The organism is Actinoplanes sp. CA-252034 (assembly GCF_050956125.1).
Taxonomy (GTDB): Bacteria; Actinomycetota; Actinomycetes; order Mycobacteriales; family Micromonosporaceae; genus Actinoplanes.
Genome location: NZ_CP191846.1, coordinates 7,427,418 through 7,444,678, shown reverse-complemented (window position 1 = coordinate 7,444,678; position 17,261 = coordinate 7,427,418). Strand labels below are relative to the sequence as shown.

Annotated in this window: 15 protein-coding genes; all 15 read left to right on the top strand. The window is 71.7% G+C overall.

What is annotated here, in order from left to right; translation table 11 throughout:
- Positions 1–38: 38 nt before the first annotated feature.
- The 15 genes from ACQPZW_RS33825 (at position 39) to ACQPZW_RS33755 (ending at position 17,194) form a co-directional block, all read left to right on the top strand.
- Entirely contained in the window at positions 39–1,040 is a 1,002-nt protein-coding gene (locus ACQPZW_RS33825; protein ID WP_433797690.1) for an ABC transporter permease, read from the top strand.
- A 96-nt stretch (positions 1,041–1,136) separates the two neighbouring features.
- Complete coding sequence (locus ACQPZW_RS33820; RefSeq protein ID WP_433790074.1) at positions 1,137–2,195, top strand: substrate-binding domain-containing protein; 1,059 nt, start codon at positions 1,137–1,139, stop codon at positions 2,193–2,195.
- Positions 2,196–2,247: 52 nt separating this feature from the next.
- Positions 2,248–3,432 carry a Gfo/Idh/MocA family protein gene (locus ACQPZW_RS33815; RefSeq protein ID WP_433797689.1) on the top strand — a complete coding sequence of 395 codons (1,185 nt, stop codon included), beginning with the start codon at positions 2,248–2,250 and terminating at the stop codon, positions 3,430–3,432.
- A gap of 212 nt (positions 3,433–3,644) precedes the next feature.
- Positions 3,645–4,793, top strand: coding sequence for an inositol-3-phosphate synthase (locus ACQPZW_RS33810; protein ID WP_433790073.1), 1,149 nt, complete (start codon positions 3,645–3,647; stop codon positions 4,791–4,793).
- Complete coding sequence (locus ACQPZW_RS33805; protein ID WP_433790072.1) at positions 4,790–5,185, top strand: UbiA family prenyltransferase; 396 nt, start codon at positions 4,790–4,792, stop codon at positions 5,183–5,185. The genes ACQPZW_RS33810 and ACQPZW_RS33805 overlap by 4 nt, the downstream gene beginning before the upstream one ends.
- On the top strand, positions 5,116–5,631 hold the full coding sequence (locus ACQPZW_RS33800; protein WP_433797898.1) for a hypothetical protein: 516 nt from the start codon (positions 5,116–5,118) through the stop codon (positions 5,629–5,631). The genes ACQPZW_RS33805 and ACQPZW_RS33800 overlap by 70 nt, the downstream gene beginning before the upstream one ends.
- Positions 5,628–6,503, top strand: coding sequence for a sugar phosphate isomerase/epimerase family protein (locus ACQPZW_RS33795; RefSeq protein ID WP_433790071.1), 876 nt, complete (start codon positions 5,628–5,630; stop codon positions 6,501–6,503). The genes ACQPZW_RS33800 and ACQPZW_RS33795 overlap by 4 nt, the downstream gene beginning before the upstream one ends.
- A gap of 10 nt (positions 6,504–6,513) precedes the next feature.
- Complete coding sequence (locus tag ACQPZW_RS33790; RefSeq protein WP_433790070.1) at positions 6,514–7,035, top strand: EboA domain-containing protein; 522 nt, start codon at positions 6,514–6,516, stop codon at positions 7,033–7,035.
- A gap of 16 nt (positions 7,036–7,051) precedes the next feature.
- Complete coding sequence (locus tag ACQPZW_RS33785; protein ID WP_433790069.1) at positions 7,052–7,903, top strand: TatD family hydrolase; 852 nt, start codon at positions 7,052–7,054, stop codon at positions 7,901–7,903.
- Positions 7,903–9,018 carry a metabolite traffic protein EboE gene (gene eboE / locus ACQPZW_RS33780; protein WP_433790068.1) on the top strand — a complete coding sequence of 372 codons (1,116 nt, stop codon included), beginning with the start codon at positions 7,903–7,905 and terminating at the stop codon, positions 9,016–9,018. Before ACQPZW_RS33785 ends, eboE begins: the two co-directional genes overlap by 1 nt.
- Positions 9,015–10,361 carry an alkaline phosphatase family protein gene (locus ACQPZW_RS33775; RefSeq protein ID WP_433790067.1) on the top strand — a complete coding sequence of 449 codons (1,347 nt, stop codon included), beginning with the start codon at positions 9,015–9,017 and terminating at the stop codon, positions 10,359–10,361. The genes eboE and ACQPZW_RS33775 overlap by 4 nt, the downstream gene beginning before the upstream one ends.
- 10 nt (positions 10,362–10,371) lie before the next feature.
- Positions 10,372–11,409 (top strand): polyprenyl synthetase family protein, encoded by a 1,038-nt coding sequence (locus ACQPZW_RS33770; protein ID WP_433790066.1) that lies wholly within the window; start codon positions 10,372–10,374, stop codon positions 11,407–11,409.
- A gap of 103 nt (positions 11,410–11,512) precedes the next feature.
- Positions 11,513–14,302: a PQQ-dependent sugar dehydrogenase gene (locus ACQPZW_RS33765; RefSeq protein WP_433790065.1), complete on the top strand. Its 2,790-nt coding sequence runs from the start codon at positions 11,513–11,515 to the stop codon at positions 14,300–14,302.
- Positions 14,303–14,313: 11 nt separating this feature from the next.
- Entirely contained in the window at positions 14,314–16,002 is a 1,689-nt protein-coding gene (locus ACQPZW_RS33760) for a ThuA domain-containing protein (protein ID WP_433790064.1), read from the top strand.
- A 184-nt stretch (positions 16,003–16,186) separates the two neighbouring features.
- Positions 16,187–17,194: a sugar phosphate isomerase/epimerase family protein gene (locus tag ACQPZW_RS33755; protein WP_433790063.1), complete on the top strand. Its 1,008-nt coding sequence runs from the start codon at positions 16,187–16,189 to the stop codon at positions 17,192–17,194.
- Positions 17,195–17,261: the final 67 nt, after the last annotated feature.

The window sequence follows — 17,261 nt, the reverse complement described above, 5'->3', positions numbered from 1 at the left end:
GGCTGCAGACGCCGGCTCCGGCCGGACCCGAGCCCGCTCTGCCGGGCGGACGCAAACGGTCGTGGGCCGGTGAGGCCGGCGAATCGGTGACCCGCAACCTGGTCCTGGTCGGCGTGCTGGTGGCGCTGATCGTGATCGGCGCGATCACCCAGCCGGAGCTCTACGGCAACTCGACCTGGGTGTGGACGAACATCCTGTCCATCCTGCAACTCGCATCGGTGGTCGGCGTCGTCACGGTGGGGATGACCTTCGTGATCATCGGCGGTGGCATCGACCTGTCGGTCGGCGCGATCGTGGCCCTGGCCGGGGTGTGGTGCACGACGCTGGCGACCCAGTCCTACGGCGCCGGCGGCATGATCTTCACGGCTCTGGTGGTCGGGGTGGCGGTCGGGCTGGTCAACGGGCTGCTCATCTCGTACGGCCGCCTCGTGCCCTTCATCGCGACCCTGGCGATGCTGGTCGCCGCCCGCGGCCTGGCCGCGGCGATCTCCGGCAAGCAGACGCAGATCTCCTCGAACAGCCTCATCAACGGCATCGCCAGCACCAAGGTCGTCGGCATCCCGGTGCTGGTCTACATCCTCGCCGCGGTGGCGGTGGCGGGCTGGGTCCTGCTCAACCGCACCACCTTCGGCCGCCGCACGGTCGCGGTCGGCGGCAACCCGGAGGCCGCCCGCCTGGCCGGCATCGACGTCAAACGCCACACCATGCTCCTGTACGGGCTGTCCGGTCTCTGCTGCGGCATCGCGGCGATCATGCTCACCTCGCAGGCGACCTCCGCGCAGGCGGCCATGGGCAACCTCTACGAACTGGACGCCATCGCCGCCGCGATCATCGGGGGCACCCTGCTCAGCGGCGGACGGGGCACGATCGTCGGCTCCATCCTCGGCGTCCTGATCTTCGCGACGATCACGAATCTGTTCGCCATCAACGGTCTCTCCACCGAGGCCCAGAACATGGTGAAGGGCGGCATCATCGTCGCCGCAGTGCTGGTCCAGCAGTTCCGTTTCAAGTCCGTCACGCGGTTGTTCTCCCGCGCCTAGAGCGACACGTCTCCACCGGGTGACCGTCCACGCCGACGGCCGCCGGGATCCGTACACCCTGATTCGCTCCATTCTCATAAGACATAGGAGATGGTCATGTCCAAGATCAATTCCGACCTGTCACGACGCAGGCTGCTCTTCGGCGGCGCCGCGGTCGGTGCGGGAGCCCTTCTCACCGCCTGCACCGGCAACGAGGCGGCGCCCACCCCGGCGCAGACCAAGGCCGGCGACACCAGCGGCGGCGGCAACGCGGCCCCCGGCACGAAGGTCACCATCGGGTTCTCCGCGCCGGCCGCCGACCACGGCTGGATCGCCGCCATCACCAACAACGCCAAGGCGCAGGCCGCCACGTTCAGCGACGTCGAGTTCAAGTCGGTCGAGGCCGGCGCGGACGCGGCCGCCCAGCGGGCCGCCCTGTCCACCCTGATCGCCCAGAAGCCGACGGTCATCGTGCTGCTGCCGCACGACGGCAAGGAGCTCAACTCGTTCGGCCTGGAGGCGATGGCCGCCGGCATCCCGGTGGTCAACCTGGACCGGGCCTTCCCGGACGCTCGCGCCTACCGCACCCAGATCATGGGCGACAACTACGGCATGGGCGTGGCCGCCGCCGACTACATCATCGCCCAGATGAAGGCCAAGGGCGTGGCCAGCCCGGTCATCGGCGAGATCGCCGGCATGGACGAGCTGGAGCTGACCCAGACCCGGTCCAAGGGCTTCTCCGACACGCTGGCGTCCGCCGGGTTCAAGGTCGCCAACCGGCGGGCCGCCCGGTTCACCGTCGACTCCGGACAGCAGGAGGCGTCCCAGCTGCTGCAGGCACTGCCCAGGATCGACGCCCTGTGGAACCACGACGACGACCAGGGCGTCGGCGTGCTCGCCGCGATCAACCAGGCCGGCCGTAAGGAATTCATCATGGTCGGCGGTGCCGGCTCGAAGCAGGCGATCGAGACGATCCAGGCCGACAGCACGGTACTCAAGGCGACGGTCACCTACAGCCCGTCGATGGCCTCCTCGGCGATCTCCCTGGCCCGGCTGATCGGCCAGAAGAAGGGCCTGGCCGACCTGGTGGAGCTCCAGGTGCCCAAGGAGATCGTGCTGGCCTCGGAGACGATCACGAAGGAGAACGCGAGCAGCTACATCCAGCTCGGGTTCTGACCGCGTACGGGGGAGACCCATCTTGTCCACGCAATCAACCCTGCGGGTCGGCATGGTCGGCTACGCGTTCATGGGCGCCGCGCACTCCCAGGCGTGGCGCACCGTGAACCGTGTCTTCGACCTGCCACTGCACGTCCGGATGACGGCGGTCTGCGGCCGTGACGAGGCGAGCGTCGCCGCGGCGGCGGAGCGTCTCGGCTGGGACGAGCACACCACCGACTGGCGATCACTGGTGAGCCGTGCCGACATCGACCTGATCGACGTCTGCACGCCCGGTGACAGCCACGCCGAGATCGCCATCGCGGCTCTCGCAGCCGGCAAGCACGTCCTCTGCGAGAAGCCACTGGCGAACACGATCGCCGAGGCACGGGAGATGGCCGCCGCGGCCGTCCGCGCCGAGGCGAACGGCGTCCGGTCGATGTGCGGATTCAACTACCGCCGGGTTCCAGCGGTCACCCTGATGCGGCGCATGGTCGCCGACGGGCGGATCGGCGAGATCCGGCACATCCGCGCCGCCTACCTGCAGGACTGGATCACCGATCCACAGTTCCCGCTGGTCTGGCGCCTGCAGAAGGACAAGGCGGGCTCCGGCGCGCTCGGCGACATCGGCGCGCACATCATCGACCTCACCCAGTTCGTCACCGGCCAGCACATCACCGGGGTGACCGCGCTGACCGAGACGTTCGTCAAGGAGAGGCCGCTGCCGCAGGCCTCCAGCGGGCTCAGCGCCGCGGCGGGAGACGGCAACGGGGGTACGCCGGCCACCGGCCCCGTCACGGTCGACGACGCCGCGCTGTTCCTGGCCCGGCTGAACGGCGGGGCCATCGCCACGTACGAGGCCACGAGATTCGCCACCGGCCGCAAGAACGGGCTCCGGGTGGAGATCAACGGCTCGCGCGGGTCGGTGGCGTTCGACTTCGAGCGGATGAACGAGCTCGAGTTCTACGACGCCACCGAACCCTCCGACGAGCAGGGCTTCACCCGCATCCTGGTGACCGAGCCGGATCACCCGTACCTGTCGGCGTGGTGGCCGCCGGGCCACGGGATCGGCTACGAGCACGCCTTCACCCATCAGGCGCGCGACCTCGTCGAAGCGATTGCGGCCGGCAGCGGGCCGACGCCGTCGTTCGCCGACGCCCTGCAGGTGCAGCTGGTGCTGGACGCCGTCATCCGCTCCGCCGAACGCGGCTCCGGCTGGACCGATGTGGAGCCGATCCTCGCGGAGGTGGCCGCCTGACCACTGCCGTTTGAGCTCTCCCGCCGCCCGCGAGGGTCCGGCACACGGTGCGCCCCGTGTCCGGACGGGCGGCGCGGAGAGACCGCCACCCGGCGAGGTGCGGACGGGATTCGCCAGTACCCCGCCCGGGTGGCCCGATGACCGGCAGGCGGAGCCGGAACGCCGCACCGGCTCCGCCTGCCCGCCAGTGCCGCCAACGAATCGGAGGAGTCATGTCCCTGGGTGTCTGGCTCGTCGGGGGCCGCGGCAGTGTCGCGGTCACCAGCATCGTCGGAGCTCTCGCCCTGCGCGCCGGCCTGGCCGCGCCGACCGGCTGCGTCACCGAACTACCCGACCTGCGCAGCGACGCGCTGCCCGGCTTCGGTGACCTCGTCTTCGGCGGCCACGACCCGTCCCCGGTGCCGCTGACCAAGAAGGCCGAGGCGCTCGCCGACGCCGGAGTGGTCCCGGCATCGCTGGTGGCCGCCGTGCACACCGATCTGACCGTGGTGGACGCCGACATCCGGCCGCTGCCGCACGCCGCCACCCAGGCGGCGACCGCCGGGCTCATCGTCGCCGACCTGGTCGAGTTCCGGGAACGGCACGGCCTGGACCGGGTCGTCGTCGTCAACGTCTCCTCCACCGAGCCGGTGCCCGACGACGATCCCGCCCACGCGAGCCTCGCCCTGCTGGAGGCGGCCCTGCAGCGGGAACGGCCGGTGCTGCCGCCCAGCGCCCTGTACGCCTACGCCGCCCTGCGCGCCGGCTGCCCCTACGTCGACTTCACCCCGTCGACCGGCGCCCGGCTGCCCGCCCTGGCCGAGCTCGCCGAACGACAGCGGCTGCCGTACGCCGGACGTGACGGCAAGACCGGCGAGACCCTGCTCAAGTCGGTGCTCGCGCCGATGTTCGCCCAGCGGCACCTGGAGGTGCGCACCTGGTCCGGGTTCAACCTGCTCGGCGGCGGCGACGGCGCCAACCTGGCCGACCCGGCCGCCAACAGCGCCAAGAGCGCCAGCAAGCAGCGGGTGCTCCAGGAGACGCTCGGGCAGCAGCCGCAGGGCACGGTCCGGATCGAGTACGTCGAGGACATCGGCAACTTCAAGACGGCGTGGGACCTGGTGACGTTCGCCGGGTTCCTCGGCACCCGGATGCGTCTGGAGTTCACCTGGCACGGCTGCGACTCCGCGCTGGCCGCCCCGCTCGTGCTCGACCTCGCGAGACTGACCGCGGCCGCACACGCCGCCGGACGATCGGGGCCGCTCACCGAGTTGGCGTTCTTCTTCAAGGACCCGCTCGGCGACGTCCCGCACGGCCTGGCGGACCAGTGGCGGCTGCTGGTGGACTTCGTAGCCGGTCTCGGGCCGGAAGCGGCGGCATGACGAGCTGGCGGGACATCGCCCGGTTGGTCCGCGCGCCCGCTGCCCTGTCGGTGCCCGGTGACGTCGTCGCCGGCGCGGCCGCCGCGGGCACGCTGCGGCCGCGGACCCTGGGCCTGGCCGGGGCGTCGGTCTGCCTCTACTGGGCCGGGATGGCCGCCAACGACTGGGCCGACCGGCACATCGACGCCGTCGAACGGCCCGGCCGGCCCATCCCGTCCGGGCGGGTCCGGCCCGGCACGGCTCTCGGCATCGCCGCCGGACTGACCGGCGCGGGCCTGGCCCTCGCGGCGGCTGCCGGGGGCGGCGGGCGCTCGCGGTCGCGGTGCCGCTGGCCGGGGCGGTCTGGGCCTACGACCTGGCGGCGAAGAGCACGCCGGCCGGACCGGCCGTGATGGCGGCCTGCCGTGGACTCGACGTGCTGCTCGGCGTGGGCCCCGGGCGGCATCGCGCGGCACTGCCCGCGGCTGTCACGGTGGCCGCTCACACGTACCTCATCACGGTCCTGTCCCGCCGGGAGACCACCGGCGCCGATGCCGCGCTGCCGTCGGTGACCCTCGCCGGCACCGCGGTCGTGGCCGGGCTGGCCGTCTCCCGGGAGACTCCGGCCGCCGGGCTGCTCTCGGCCTGGTACGCGGCCCGTTTCGGCGCCGCCCAGCAGGCCGCTCGTGCCCGCCCGGACGCGGCCGCCCTGCAGAACGCGGTCGCCGCCGGGATCACCGCGTTCCCCGCGTTGCAGGGTGCCCTGACCGCGCGGGCCGGTTCCCCGGTCGCGGGCATCGCGGTCGCGGGGGCCGCAGTCGCCGCGAAACGCCTGGCGAAGGTGGTGAGCCCGACATGATCCCGGTACCGGAGCCCGACCCGACCGGACCCGGCCCGGCCACGCTGCGGTTCGGCTACGGGACCAACGGGTTCGCCAACCACCGGCTCGACGACGCCCTGGCGGTGATCGCCGACCTCGGCTACGACGGGGTGGCGCTCACCCTCGACACCGACCACCTGGATCCGTTCGCCCCGGAGCTGCCCCGCCGGGTCGCCGCCGTGGGTGAGCGGCTGCAGCGGCTGGGCCTGGGCGTGGTGATCGAGACCGGTGCCCGATACCTGCTCGACCCGTGGCGCAAGCACTCACCGACCCTGCTGGAGGAGGGCCGTGAGCTGCGGCTGGACTTCCTGCGCCGGGCTGTCGACATCGGCGCCGACCTGGGCGCCGAGGCGGTGTCGTTCTGGGCCGGCGTCCGGCCCCCCGACGTCGACGACATCCTCGCCTGGGACCGCCTGGTCGACGGCTGCGCGCAGACCCTGGACCGGGCGCGGCAGAGGGGCGTCACGCTGGGCTTCGAGCCGGAGCCGGGCATGCTCGTCCCCGACATCGCCGCCTGGCGGCGGCTGCACGCCGCTCTGGGCGAGCCGGCCGGGTTCGGCATCACCCTCGACATCGGGCACTGCCGCTGCCTGGAGCCCGACCCGGTCCCCGACTGCGTCACCGCGGTCGCCGGCCATCTGGTAAACGTGCAGATCGACGACATGCGACGGGGTACGCACGAGCACCTCGAGCTCGGCACCGGGGAGATCGACTTCCCGCCGGTGCTGGCCGCCCTGTCCGCCGCCGGATACACCGGGCTCGTCGCCGTCGAGCTGCCCCGCCACTCCCACGCCGCCCCGACCGTGGCGGCACAGTCCCTGGAGTTCCTGCGAGCCGCCCGGAAGAGCTAGAGGAGGCGTCATGGAACAGAACGCGTGGCTCACCGAGGCCGTCGCGAAGGTCAGCGCCGAACCGAAGACGATCGTGCGGCTGTTCGCCTCGGCGGGCCGCCACTGCGCCGACCCGGTCGCGGCGAGGACACGACTGCTGCTCGCGCTGCCGGCCGACGTCCTGCCCCACTGGATCGACGATCTGTACCGGCACGGCGACAACAGCGAGAAGCTGGCCGTCCTCTCCGCGCTGCCCGAGCTGCCGCTCGGCGACGAGGCCGTACCCCTGCTGCACGACGCGGTACGCGCCAACGACACCCGGCTGCTCGCGGCGGCGCTCGGCCCGTACGCCCGGCACCTCGACCAGCACGCGTGGCGGCATGCCGTGCTCAAGTGCGTTTTTCTGGCCGTACCCCTGGAGAACGTCGCCGACCTGGACGAACGCGCCGACCGTGAGCTGACGGCGATGGTGGCCGCTCTGCGCGCGGAGCGCGAGGCGGCCGGGCGGCGGCTGCCCCCGGACGCGCTCCGCCTGCTCGACTCCGTCCCCTGATCGCCCTGGAGGTCCCGTGCGCATCCTCGACCCGCATATCCACATGACCTCACGCACCACCGACGACTACGAGCGGATGGCGGCGGCCGGTGTCCGCGCCGTCGTCGAACCGGCCTTCTGGCTGGGCCAGCCCCGCACCAACCCGGGCTCGTTCACCGACTACTTCGACTCCCTGGTCGGCTGGGAGCCGTTCCGGGCCGCCCAGTTCGGCATCCGGCACCACGCCACCATCGCGCTCAACCCGAAGGAGGCCAACGACCCGCGCTGCCGGCCGGTGCTCGACCTGGTGCCGCGCTACCTGGACAAGGACTCGGTGGTGGCGGTCGGGGAGATCGGCTATGACGCGATGACGCCGGAGGAGGACGACGCGTTCACCCGGCAGCTGGCGATGGCCGTCGAGTACGAGCTGCCCGCGCTCGTGCACACCCCGCACCGGGACAAGGCGCACGGCGTGAAACGGACCCTCGACGTGGTCAGGGAGAGCGGCATCGACCCGGGCCGGGTGGTCGTCGACCATCTCAACGAGGTGACCGTTGCCGCCGTGCACGACTCGGGCTGCTGGATGGGGTTCTCCATCTACCCCGACACCAAGATGTCGCCGCCGCGGATGGTGGAGATCCTGCGCGAGCACGGCCTGGACCGGGTGCTGGTCAACTCGGCCGCCGACTGGGGCCGGTCGGATCCGCTGCTGACCGTGCGGACCGGGGAGGCGATGCTCGCGGCCGGGTTCAGCGAGGACGACGTCGACCGGGTGCTGTGGCGTAACCCGGTCGCGTTCTACGGGCAGTCCGGGCGGCTCGACCTCAGCGACGTGGCCGACACCGGGCCGCTCTTCGAGGGCAGCTCGATCCTGCGAGGGGGCAGCTGATGCGGGTACGCCGTACGGACGGGCGAACGGTGCATCTGAGCTACTGCACCAACGTCCATCCGGCCGAGGACCTGCCGGGGATCATCGGGCAGCTCGACACGTACGCCGTACCGGTCCGGGAACGCCTCTCCGCCGACGTGCTGGGTCTCGGTCTGTGGCTGGCCGCGCCGGTGGCCGCCGCCCTGGCCGACGACGGTGAGGCCCGCCGCCTGCTGCGCCGTGAGCTCGACGCGCGCGGCCTGGAGGTGGTGACCCTCAACGGCTTCCCCTACGAGGCGTTCCAGGCCCCGGTCGTCAAACACGCCGTCTACCGGCCGGACTGGACCACCACCGCCCGTCTCGACTACACCCTGGACCTGGCCCGCGTCCTGGTCGACCTGCTGCCCGACGACGCCGACCGTGGCTCGGTGTCGACGCTGCCGCTGGCCTGGCGCGAGCCGTGGTCGACGGCTCAGCGTGACGCCGCCCGGCACATGCTCGACCGGCTCGCCGCGGGGCTGGGCGAGATCGCCTGGCAGACCGGCCGGGTGGTGCGGGTGGCCTTCGAGCCCGAGCCGGGCTGTGTCGCCGAGACCACCGCGCAGGCCGTCGACATGCTCGCCGGGGCCGACACCGACCGGCTCGGGGTCTGCCTGGACCTGGCTCACCTGGCCTGCGCCTGGGAGGACCCGGCGGAGGCCGTGCAGCGGCTGGCCACGGCCGGGATCCCGATCGTCAAGGTGCAGGTGTCGGCCGCCCTGGAGGTCGCCGACCCGGTCGCGGCCCGGCCGGTGCTGGAGCAGTACGCCGAGCCGCGTTTCCTGCACCAGACCCGCAGTGCCGCCGGCCATGCCTGCGACGACCTGGACCTCGCCCTGGCCGAGAACCCGCCCGGCCCGTGGCGCATCCACTTCCACGTTCCGCTGCACGCCGCACCCGCGCCGCCGCTGACCGCCACCACCCCGCTGTTGCGCGACGCCCTGTCGGTCGTCGAGTGCGACCACTTCGACGTCGAGACCTACACCTGGGACGTGCTGCCGGCCGGGCAGCGCCCCACCTCACCGGCCGAGCTCGCCGACGGCATCGCCGGTGAGCTCGCCTGGACCCGCGACCAGCTGACCGGAGTCAACGCATGACGAAACTCGTGGTCCTCGACGTTGTCGGGCTGACCCCGCGCCTGCTCGCCCACATGCCCCGCCTCCGGGCGGTCGGCGCCGCCGCCCGTCTCGACCCGGTGCTCCCGGCCGTCACCTGCAGCGTGCAGGCCACCCTGTTGACCGGGGAGACGCCGGCCGGGCACGGCATCGTCGGCAACGGCTGGTATTTCCGGGACCTGGGCGAGGTCTTCCTCTGGCGGCAGCACAACGCCCTGGTCGGCGGGGAGAAGGTCTGGCAGGCGGCCCGGCGCGCCGATCCCGGTTACACGGTGGCCAACATCTGCTGGTGGTACGCCATGGGCGCCGACGTGAACTGGACGGTCACGCCCCGTCCGATCTACCACGCCGACGGGCGCAAGGACCCCGACTGCTACACCGATCCGCCGGAGCTGCACGACGACCTGACGGCGGCGCTGGGCACGTTCCCGCTCTTCTCCTACTGGGGTCCCGGCGCGGGTCTGGCGTCGTCGCGGTGGATCTGCCGGGCGGCGGAGCGGGTGATGGCCGTCCACGACCCCGATCTGACCCTGGTCTACGTGCCGCACCTCGACTACGACCTGCAGCGTTTCGGCCCGGATGATCCGCGTGCGGCGGCTGCCGCCACCGAGTTGGACGAGGTGCTCGGCCCGCTGCTGGACGCCGCGAAGGCCCGTGGGGCGACCATCGTCGCGCTGTCCGAGTACGGCATCACCCCGGTCCGGCGGCCGGTCGACGTCAACCGGCTGCTGCGGGAGCACGGTCTGCTGCGGGTGTACACCCAGGCGGGCATGGAGTACCTGGACCCGTGGACGTCCCGGGCGTTCGCCGTCGCCGATCACCAGGTCGCCCACGTGTACGTGCGGGACCCGGCCGACGTCCCGAAGGTCGCGGCGCTGCTCGGTGATCTCGACGGGGTCGCCGAGGTCCACGACGGCCTGGGCCACGAGCGGTCCGGCGAGCTGGTGCTGGTCGCCGATCCGGACGCCTGGTTCACCTACTACTACTGGCTCGACGACGACCGAGCCCCGGACTTCGCGCGCCTGGTCGACATCCATCGCAAGCCCGGCTACGACCCGGCGGAGCTGTTCTTCGACCCGGCCGGTCCGGCCGCCGCGAAACGCCGTGCCGCGGTCGCGCTGGCGCGTAAGAAGCTCGGCATGCGCTATCTGATGCAGGTGGTCGGCCTGGACGCCGGGGCCCGGGCGGTACGCGGCTCGCACGGCCGCCTGCCGGACAGTGCCGAGGACGCCCCGGTGCTGCTCTGCTCGGACCCGTCGGCGGCCGTCGATCGGATCGCCGCGACCGAGGTGAAGAGCCTGCTGTTGCGCCTGGCCGGCCGGTAGGGGAGGGGCCGTGACGCTGCGGGCCCGCTTCGATGCCCGGCTCACCGACTTCCTCACCGGTCAGGGTCCACAATGGCCGGAGGGTGCGCCACGCGGACTGTTCAGCACGATCCAGCGGTTCGTGCTGGCCGGCGGCAAACGGCTGCGCCCGAGATTCTGCTACTGGGGGTGGCGCAGCGCGGGCGGCGACGACGAGCCCGGCATCGTCACGGCCGCCGCGGCGCTGGAGATCTTCCACGCGTTCGCGCTGATCCACGACGACATCATGGACGGCAGCGACCGGCGGCGGGGCGAGCCGTCGGTGCACGCGCTCTTCGCCGAGTTGCACACCCGGTCGGCGTGGCGTGGCGACGCGGCCAGCTACGGCCGCAACACCGCGCTGCTCTGCGGCGACCTGTGCGCGGCCTGGGCGGACCAGATGTTCCACGGCTGCGGGCTGAGCAACGAGCAGATCAGCCGGGGGTACGCCGTGTTCGGCGCGATGCGTACCGAGGTGATCGCCGGTCAGTACCTGGATCTGGTCTCCGGTGTCGGCGACGGCTCGGCCGCGAGCGCCCTGACGGTCATCCGGCTCAAGGCGGCCCGCTACACGGTGACCCGCCCGTTGCAGATCGGCGCTGCCCTGGCCGGCGCCGACGACAAGCTGCTGGACACGTACGCCGCCTTCGGAGACCCGCTCGGCGACGCCTTCCAGCTGCGTGACGACGTGCTCGGGGTCTTCGGTGATCCGGCGGTGACCGGCAAGTCGGTGGTGGACGACCTGCGTGAGGGCAAGCGCACGGTGATGATGGCGCTGGCCCGGGAGGCGGCCGACTTCCGGCAGGCGGCCCGGATCCGGGAGCTGCTGGGCCGCCCGGATCTGGACGCCGACGGCGCGGCCGAGCTGCGCGCGATCATCATCGACACCGGCGCACTGGACGGTGTGGAGCGGCTGATCGACCTGCGGGTGGGCGCGGCCTTGTCGGCGCTTGCCGGGGCGGGGATCCCGGCCGAGGTGGAGGCCGCGCTGACCGCCCTGGCCTACGAGACGGTTCACCGTCAGCGCTGAAAGTTCCGCTCGTAGTGACAAAAGTCGATGGTTTCTTTACTGTTTCGGGAAGATGACGCCGGCGGCGCGGCGAAGGAATCTGCTTCGAGAGGATGGCAGAGCCATGTCCATTTTGTTCCGCCGCCGCATGTGGGCGGTGGTGATCCTCGTCCTCGCGACGGCGCAGGCCCCAGCCCGGGCACACCCCGTCGACCCCGCCGACTTCCAGCAGGTCACGCTGGCCAAGGGTGAGCCCGAGGTGGGCGAGCCGATGAGCCTCGCGGTGCTGCCGGACCGCTCGGTGCTGCACACCGCCCGCAACGGCACCCTGCGCCGCACCGACGCCGCCGGCAACACCGCCGTGGTCGGCACGCTCGCCGTCTACACCCACGACGAGGAGGGCCTGCAGGGTGTCGGCGTCGACCCCGGCTTCGCCACCAACCGGTTCATCTACCTCTACTACGCCCCGCCTCTGAGCACCCCGGCCGGTGACGCCCCGGACACCGGCACCGACTTCTCGGCCTGGAACGGCGTCAACCGGCTCTCCCGTTTCACCCTGACCGCGGACTGGAGGCTCAGCGCCGAGCGGACCGTCCTCGACGTGCCCGCCACCCGGGGCATCTGCTGCCACGTCGGCGGCGACATCGACTTCGACGCGGCCGGCAACCTGTACCTGTCCACCGGCGACGACAGCAACCCGTTCCAGTCCGACGGCTACGCGCCACTGGACGAGCGGGCCAACCGCAACCCGGCCTTCGACGCGCAGCGGACCGCGGGCAACACCTACGACCTGCGCGGCAAGATCCTGCGCATCAAGGTCGGCGCGGACGGCTCGTACACCTCGCCGGCCGGCAACATGTTCGCGCCGGGCACGGCCGGGACCCGGCCGGAGATCTACGCGATGGGATTCCGCAACCCGTTCCGGATGACCGTCGACAAGGCCACCGGCGCCGTCTACGTCGGCGACTACGGACCGGACGCCGGATCGTCCTCGACCCGCGGGCCCAGCGGCCAGGTCGAGTTCGACCGGGTCGCCGCGCCCGGCAACTACGGCTGGCCGTACTGCACCGGCACCAACACCGGCGCCGAGACGTACGCCGACTACGACTTCGCCACCGGCGCCCTCGGCGCCAAGTTCAACTGCGCGGGCGGCCCGGCCAACAACTCGCCGCGCAACACCGGGCTTAGCACCCTTCCGGCGGCCAAGAGCGCATGGATCCGGTACGGCGGAGACGCCGGCACCCCACCGGAGTTCGGCGGCGGCTCGGAATCGCCGATGGGTGGCCCGGTCTACCGCTACGACGCCGCGAACCCGTCCACCACGAAGTTCCCGCAGTCGCTGGACGGCCACTTCTTCGCCGCCGAGTTCGGCCGCGGCTGGATCAAGCCGATCCACGTCGGCACGGACGGCGCGGTCGGGGAGATCTCGAGCTTCCCCTGGAACGGCAAGCAGGTGATGGACCTCGCGTTCGGCCCGGACGGCGCGCTCTACGTGCTCGACTACGGCACCGGCTACTTCAGCGGCGACGAGAACTCGGCCCTGTACCGCTACGACCACGTGGGCGGCGGCAACAAGTCCCCGACCGCGAACGCCACCGCCGACAAGACGTCCGGCCAGGCGCCGCTGACCGTCCAGTTCTCCTCGGCCGGCTCGACCGACCCGGAGGGCGGGGCGCTCACCTACGCGTGGAGTTTCGGTGACGGCGGCACCTCGACCGCCGCCAACCCGTCGCACACGTTCACGGGCAACGGCACGTACGACGTGACCCTGACCGTCACCGACCCGCAGGGCGCCACCGGCAGCGACAGCGTCCGGGTCGGCGTCGGCAACACCGCGCCCACCGTCCGGATCGACACCCCCGGTGACGGCCGGGTGTTCAGCTTCGGCGACACCGTCCCCTACTCGGTGACCGTCACCGACCCCGAGGACCCGTCGATCGACTGCACCAGGGTCAAGATGACCTACGTGCTCGGCCACGACCAGCACGGCCACCAGATCACCTCGACGACCGGCTGCACCGGCTCGCTGACCATCCCGGTCGACGGCGAGCACGACACCGCGGCGAACATCTTCGCCGTCTTCGACGCCGAGTACACCGACGCGGGCGGGCTCACCACCCACACCCAGCACACCCTGCAGCCCGCACACCGGCAGGCCGAGCACTACCGGACGTCGGCCGGGATCGCACAGATGAGCAAGCCGGAGGCCGAGGGCGGCAAGACGGTCGGCGACATCCACAACGGCGACTGGATCGCGTTCCAGCCGTACCAGCTCGCCAACGTCAACCGCTTCACCGTCCGCGCCTCGTCGGCCGGAGCCGGCGGCACCGTGCAGGTCCGGGCCGGATCGGCGACCGGGACCGTGCTGGGCTCGGCGACCGTGCCGGTGACCGGCGGCTGGAACGTCTTCACCGACGTCAGCGGCGCGATCACCAACCCGCCGGCGGGGACCACCACGTTGTACCTGACGTTCAGCGGCGGCGCAGGCGCGCTCTTCGACCTCGACGCGTTCACCCTCGCCACCACCCGTACCGGGCCGGTCGTCGGTCTCGCTGGCAAGTGCCTGGACATCAGTGGCGGCGGCACCGCCGACGGTACGAAGATCCAGCTCTACACCTGCAACGGCTCGGCCGCCCAGGTCTGGTCGATCAACGGGCAGGTCTGGCGCAACCCGCAGTCCGGCAAGTGCCTCGACGTGGCCGGCGGCGCCACCGCCAACGGCACCAAGGCACAGCTCTGGACCTGCAACGGCACCGCCGCCCAGAACTGGACCGGCCAGACCGACCGGACGGTCCGCAACCCGGTCTCCGGCCGGTGCCTGGACGTTTCGCAGAACAGCTCCGCCGACGGTCAGCAGATCCACATCTGGGACTGCCTCGGCGCCGCCAACCAGCAGTGGACCCTGCCTCGATGAGGAGAGAGACCATGCTCAAACGTATCTTCACGGCCGCACTGACCACCGTGGCCTTCACCGCCGTGGCGGCTCCCGCCGTCGCCGCCGACCCCGCCTACGACGTGCTCGTCTTCTCCAAGACCGCCGGTTTCCGGCACGACTCGATCGCCGCCGGTGTCCAGGCCGTCCGTGACCTGGGCGCGGCCAACAACTTCACCGTGACCGCGACGGAGGACGCGACCGCGTTCACCAGCGCCAACCTGTCCCGTTTCGAGACCGTCGTCTTCCTCAACACCACCGGCGACGTCCTCGACGCTAGCCAGCAGACCGCGTTCGAGTCCTACATCCGGGCCGGTGGCGGCTACACCGGCGTGCACGCGGCCGCCGACACCGAGTACGACTGGCCCTTCTACGGCCAGCTCGTCGGCGCGTACTTCGCCTCGCACCCGGCGGTGCAGCAGGCCACCGTCAAGGTGGAGGACCGGGCGCACGCGGCCACCGCCCATCTGCCGCAGACCTGGCCGCGCACCGACGAGTGGTACGACTACCGCACCAACGCCCGCAGCACCGCGCACGTGCTGGCCACGCTCGACGAGGGCTCGTACGCCGGTGGGCAGATGGGCGCCGACCACCCGCACGCCTGGTGCAAGACGGTCGACGCGGGCCGCTCCTTCTACACCGGCGGCGGTCACACCGCGTCGGCCTACAGCGAGACCGCGTTCCGGGCGCACCTGCTCGGCGGGATCCGCTACACGGCCAAGCGCACCAACGCCGACTGCCGTCCGGAGACCGGCTACACCGCTCTCTACAACGGGTCCACCACCGGCTGGTCGCAGGCCGGGCCGGGCGCCTTCACCAGCACCGACGCCACCCTGACGTCGACCGGCGGGATGGGCCTGTTCTGGTATTCGGCGAAGCAGTTCACGAACTACTCGCTGAAGCTCGACTGGAGGCTGGCCGGGGACGACAACACCGGCGTGTTCATCGGCTTCCCGCCGTCCAGTGACCCGTGGTCGGCGGTGAACAACGGCTACGAGATCCAGATCGACGCCACCGACGCGGCCGACCGCACCACCGGCTCGGTCTACACCTTCAAGGCCGCCGACATCGCCGCCCGCGACGCCGCGCTCAACCCGCCGGGGGAGTGGAACACCTACGAGCTCCTGGTCGAGGGTGAGCGCCTGCAGGTCTTCCTCAACAGCGTCAAGATCAACGACTTCACCAACACCGATCCGGTACGGTCGCTCGCCGGCCACATCGGTCTCCAGAACCACGGTGACGGTGACGACGCCTCGTTCCGCAACGTCCGGATCAAGGAGCTGACCGGGTCGCCCTCGCCGGGCGGGCCGGTCGTCGGGCTGGCCGGCAAGTGCCTGGACATCAGTGGCGGCGGCAGCGCGGACGGCACGAAGGTCCAGCTCTGGACCTGCAACGGCTCCGGCGCACAGGTCTGGGCGATCAGCGGCCAGACCTGGCGCAACCCGCAGTCCGGCAAGTGCCTGGACGTGGCCGGTGGCGGCACCGCCAACGGCACGAAGGCGCAGCTCTGGACCTGCAACGGCAGCGGCGCGCAGAGCTGGGCGGCGCAGGCGAACGGCACGGTCCGCAACCCGCAGTCCGGCCGGTGCCTGGACGTGTCGCAGAACAGCTCCGCCGACGGTCAGCAGATCCACCTCTGGGACTGTCACACCGCCGCGAACCAGCAGTGGCGTCTTCCCTAGACGTACCTCCGCTACTAGGGTGGGTTGCGGTGACCGTGGACACAGCGGTGTCCGGGACGGGAGGCGCAACCCACCCCGGCATGCCCCGCCGCAGCCTGCCCTGACCGCTCACCTCTCCGGCTCCTCGCGCCGGGCATCGAATCCCGTGTACCGATCCTGGGACCTGCTGCGAGGAAGTGAGACCATGGCACGACCGATCACGCTGTTCACCGGCCAGTGGGCCGACCTGCCGTTCGACGAGGTGTGCCGGCTGGCCTCCGGCTGGGGCTACGACGGCCTGGAGATCGCCTGCTGGGGCGACCACTTCGAGGTCGACAAGGCACTCGCCGACGACGGCTACATCGAGCGCAAACGCGAGACCCTGGCCAAGCACAACCTGCAGGTGTTCGCGATCTCCAACCACCTGGTCGGCCAGGCCGTCTGCGACCACCCGATCGACGAGCGGCACCAGGACATCCTGCCCGCCCGGATCTGGGGCGACGGCGAGCCCGAAGGGGTACGGCAGCGGGCGGCCGAGGAGATCAAGGACACCGCCCGGGCCGCGGCGGCGCTCGGCGTGCGTACCGTCGTCGGATTCACCGGATCGTCGATCTGGCACACGCTGGCCATGTTCCCGCCGGTCCCGCCGTCGATGATCGAGCGCGGCTACCAGGACTTCGCCGACCGGTGGAACCCGATCCTCGACGTCTTCGACTCCGTCGGCGTCCGGTTCGCCCACGAGGTGCACCCCAGTGAGATCGCCTACGACTACTGGACCACCAAGCGCACGCTGGAGGCGATCGGCCACCGGCCCGCGTTCGGCCTGAACTGGGACCCGTCGCACTTCGTCTGGCAGGAGCTCGACCCGGTCAACTTCATCTTCGACTTCGCCGACCGCATCTACCACGTGGACTGCAAGGACGCGAAGGTGCGCACCGGCGACGGCCGCCGGGGCCGGCTCAGCTCCCACCTGCCCTGGGCCGACCTGCGGCGCGGCTGGGACTTCGTGTCGACCGGCCACGGCGACGTGCCGTGGGAGGACTGCTTCCGGGCGCTCAACGCGATCGGCTACGACGGCCCGATCTCCATCGAGTGGGAGGACGCCGGGATGGACCGGCTCGTCGGCGCGCCGGAGGCCCTGCAGTTCGTGCGCCGGCTCGCGTTCGACGCCCCGTCGGCCGCTTTCGACGCCGCCTTCTCCTCCAACCAGTAACCGCCGTCCGCAAGGGGCCGGGTGCGACAGCGCCCGGCCACTCCGCCGTGCCCTTTTGTCTACGGCG

Coding starts and splice junctions, on each gene's coding strand:
- ACQPZW_RS33820 (WP_433790074.1), top strand. CDS start 1,137: ATGTCCAAGATCAATTCCGACCTGTCACGACGCAGGCTGCTCTTCGGC.
- ACQPZW_RS33815 (WP_433797689.1), top strand. CDS start 2,248: ATGGTCGGCTACGCGTTCATGGGCGCCGCGCACTCCCAGGCGTGGCGC.
- ACQPZW_RS33810 (WP_433790073.1), top strand. CDS start 3,645: ATGTCCCTGGGTGTCTGGCTCGTCGGGGGCCGCGGCAGTGTCGCGGTC.
- ACQPZW_RS33805 (WP_433790072.1), top strand. CDS start 4,790: ATGACGAGCTGGCGGGACATCGCCCGGTTGGTCCGCGCGCCCGCTGCC.
- ACQPZW_RS33795 (WP_433790071.1), top strand. CDS start 5,628: ATGATCCCGGTACCGGAGCCCGACCCGACCGGACCCGGCCCGGCCACG.
- ACQPZW_RS33790 (WP_433790070.1), top strand. CDS start 6,514: ATGGAACAGAACGCGTGGCTCACCGAGGCCGTCGCGAAGGTCAGCGCC.
- eboE (WP_433790068.1), top strand. CDS start 7,903: ATGCGGGTACGCCGTACGGACGGGCGAACGGTGCATCTGAGCTACTGC.
- ACQPZW_RS33775 (WP_433790067.1), top strand. CDS start 9,015: ATGACGAAACTCGTGGTCCTCGACGTTGTCGGGCTGACCCCGCGCCTG.
- ACQPZW_RS33765 (WP_433790065.1), top strand. CDS start 11,513: ATGTCCATTTTGTTCCGCCGCCGCATGTGGGCGGTGGTGATCCTCGTC.
- ACQPZW_RS33760 (WP_433790064.1), top strand. CDS start 14,314: ATGCTCAAACGTATCTTCACGGCCGCACTGACCACCGTGGCCTTCACC.
- ACQPZW_RS33755 (WP_433790063.1), top strand. CDS start 16,187: ATGGCACGACCGATCACGCTGTTCACCGGCCAGTGGGCCGACCTGCCG.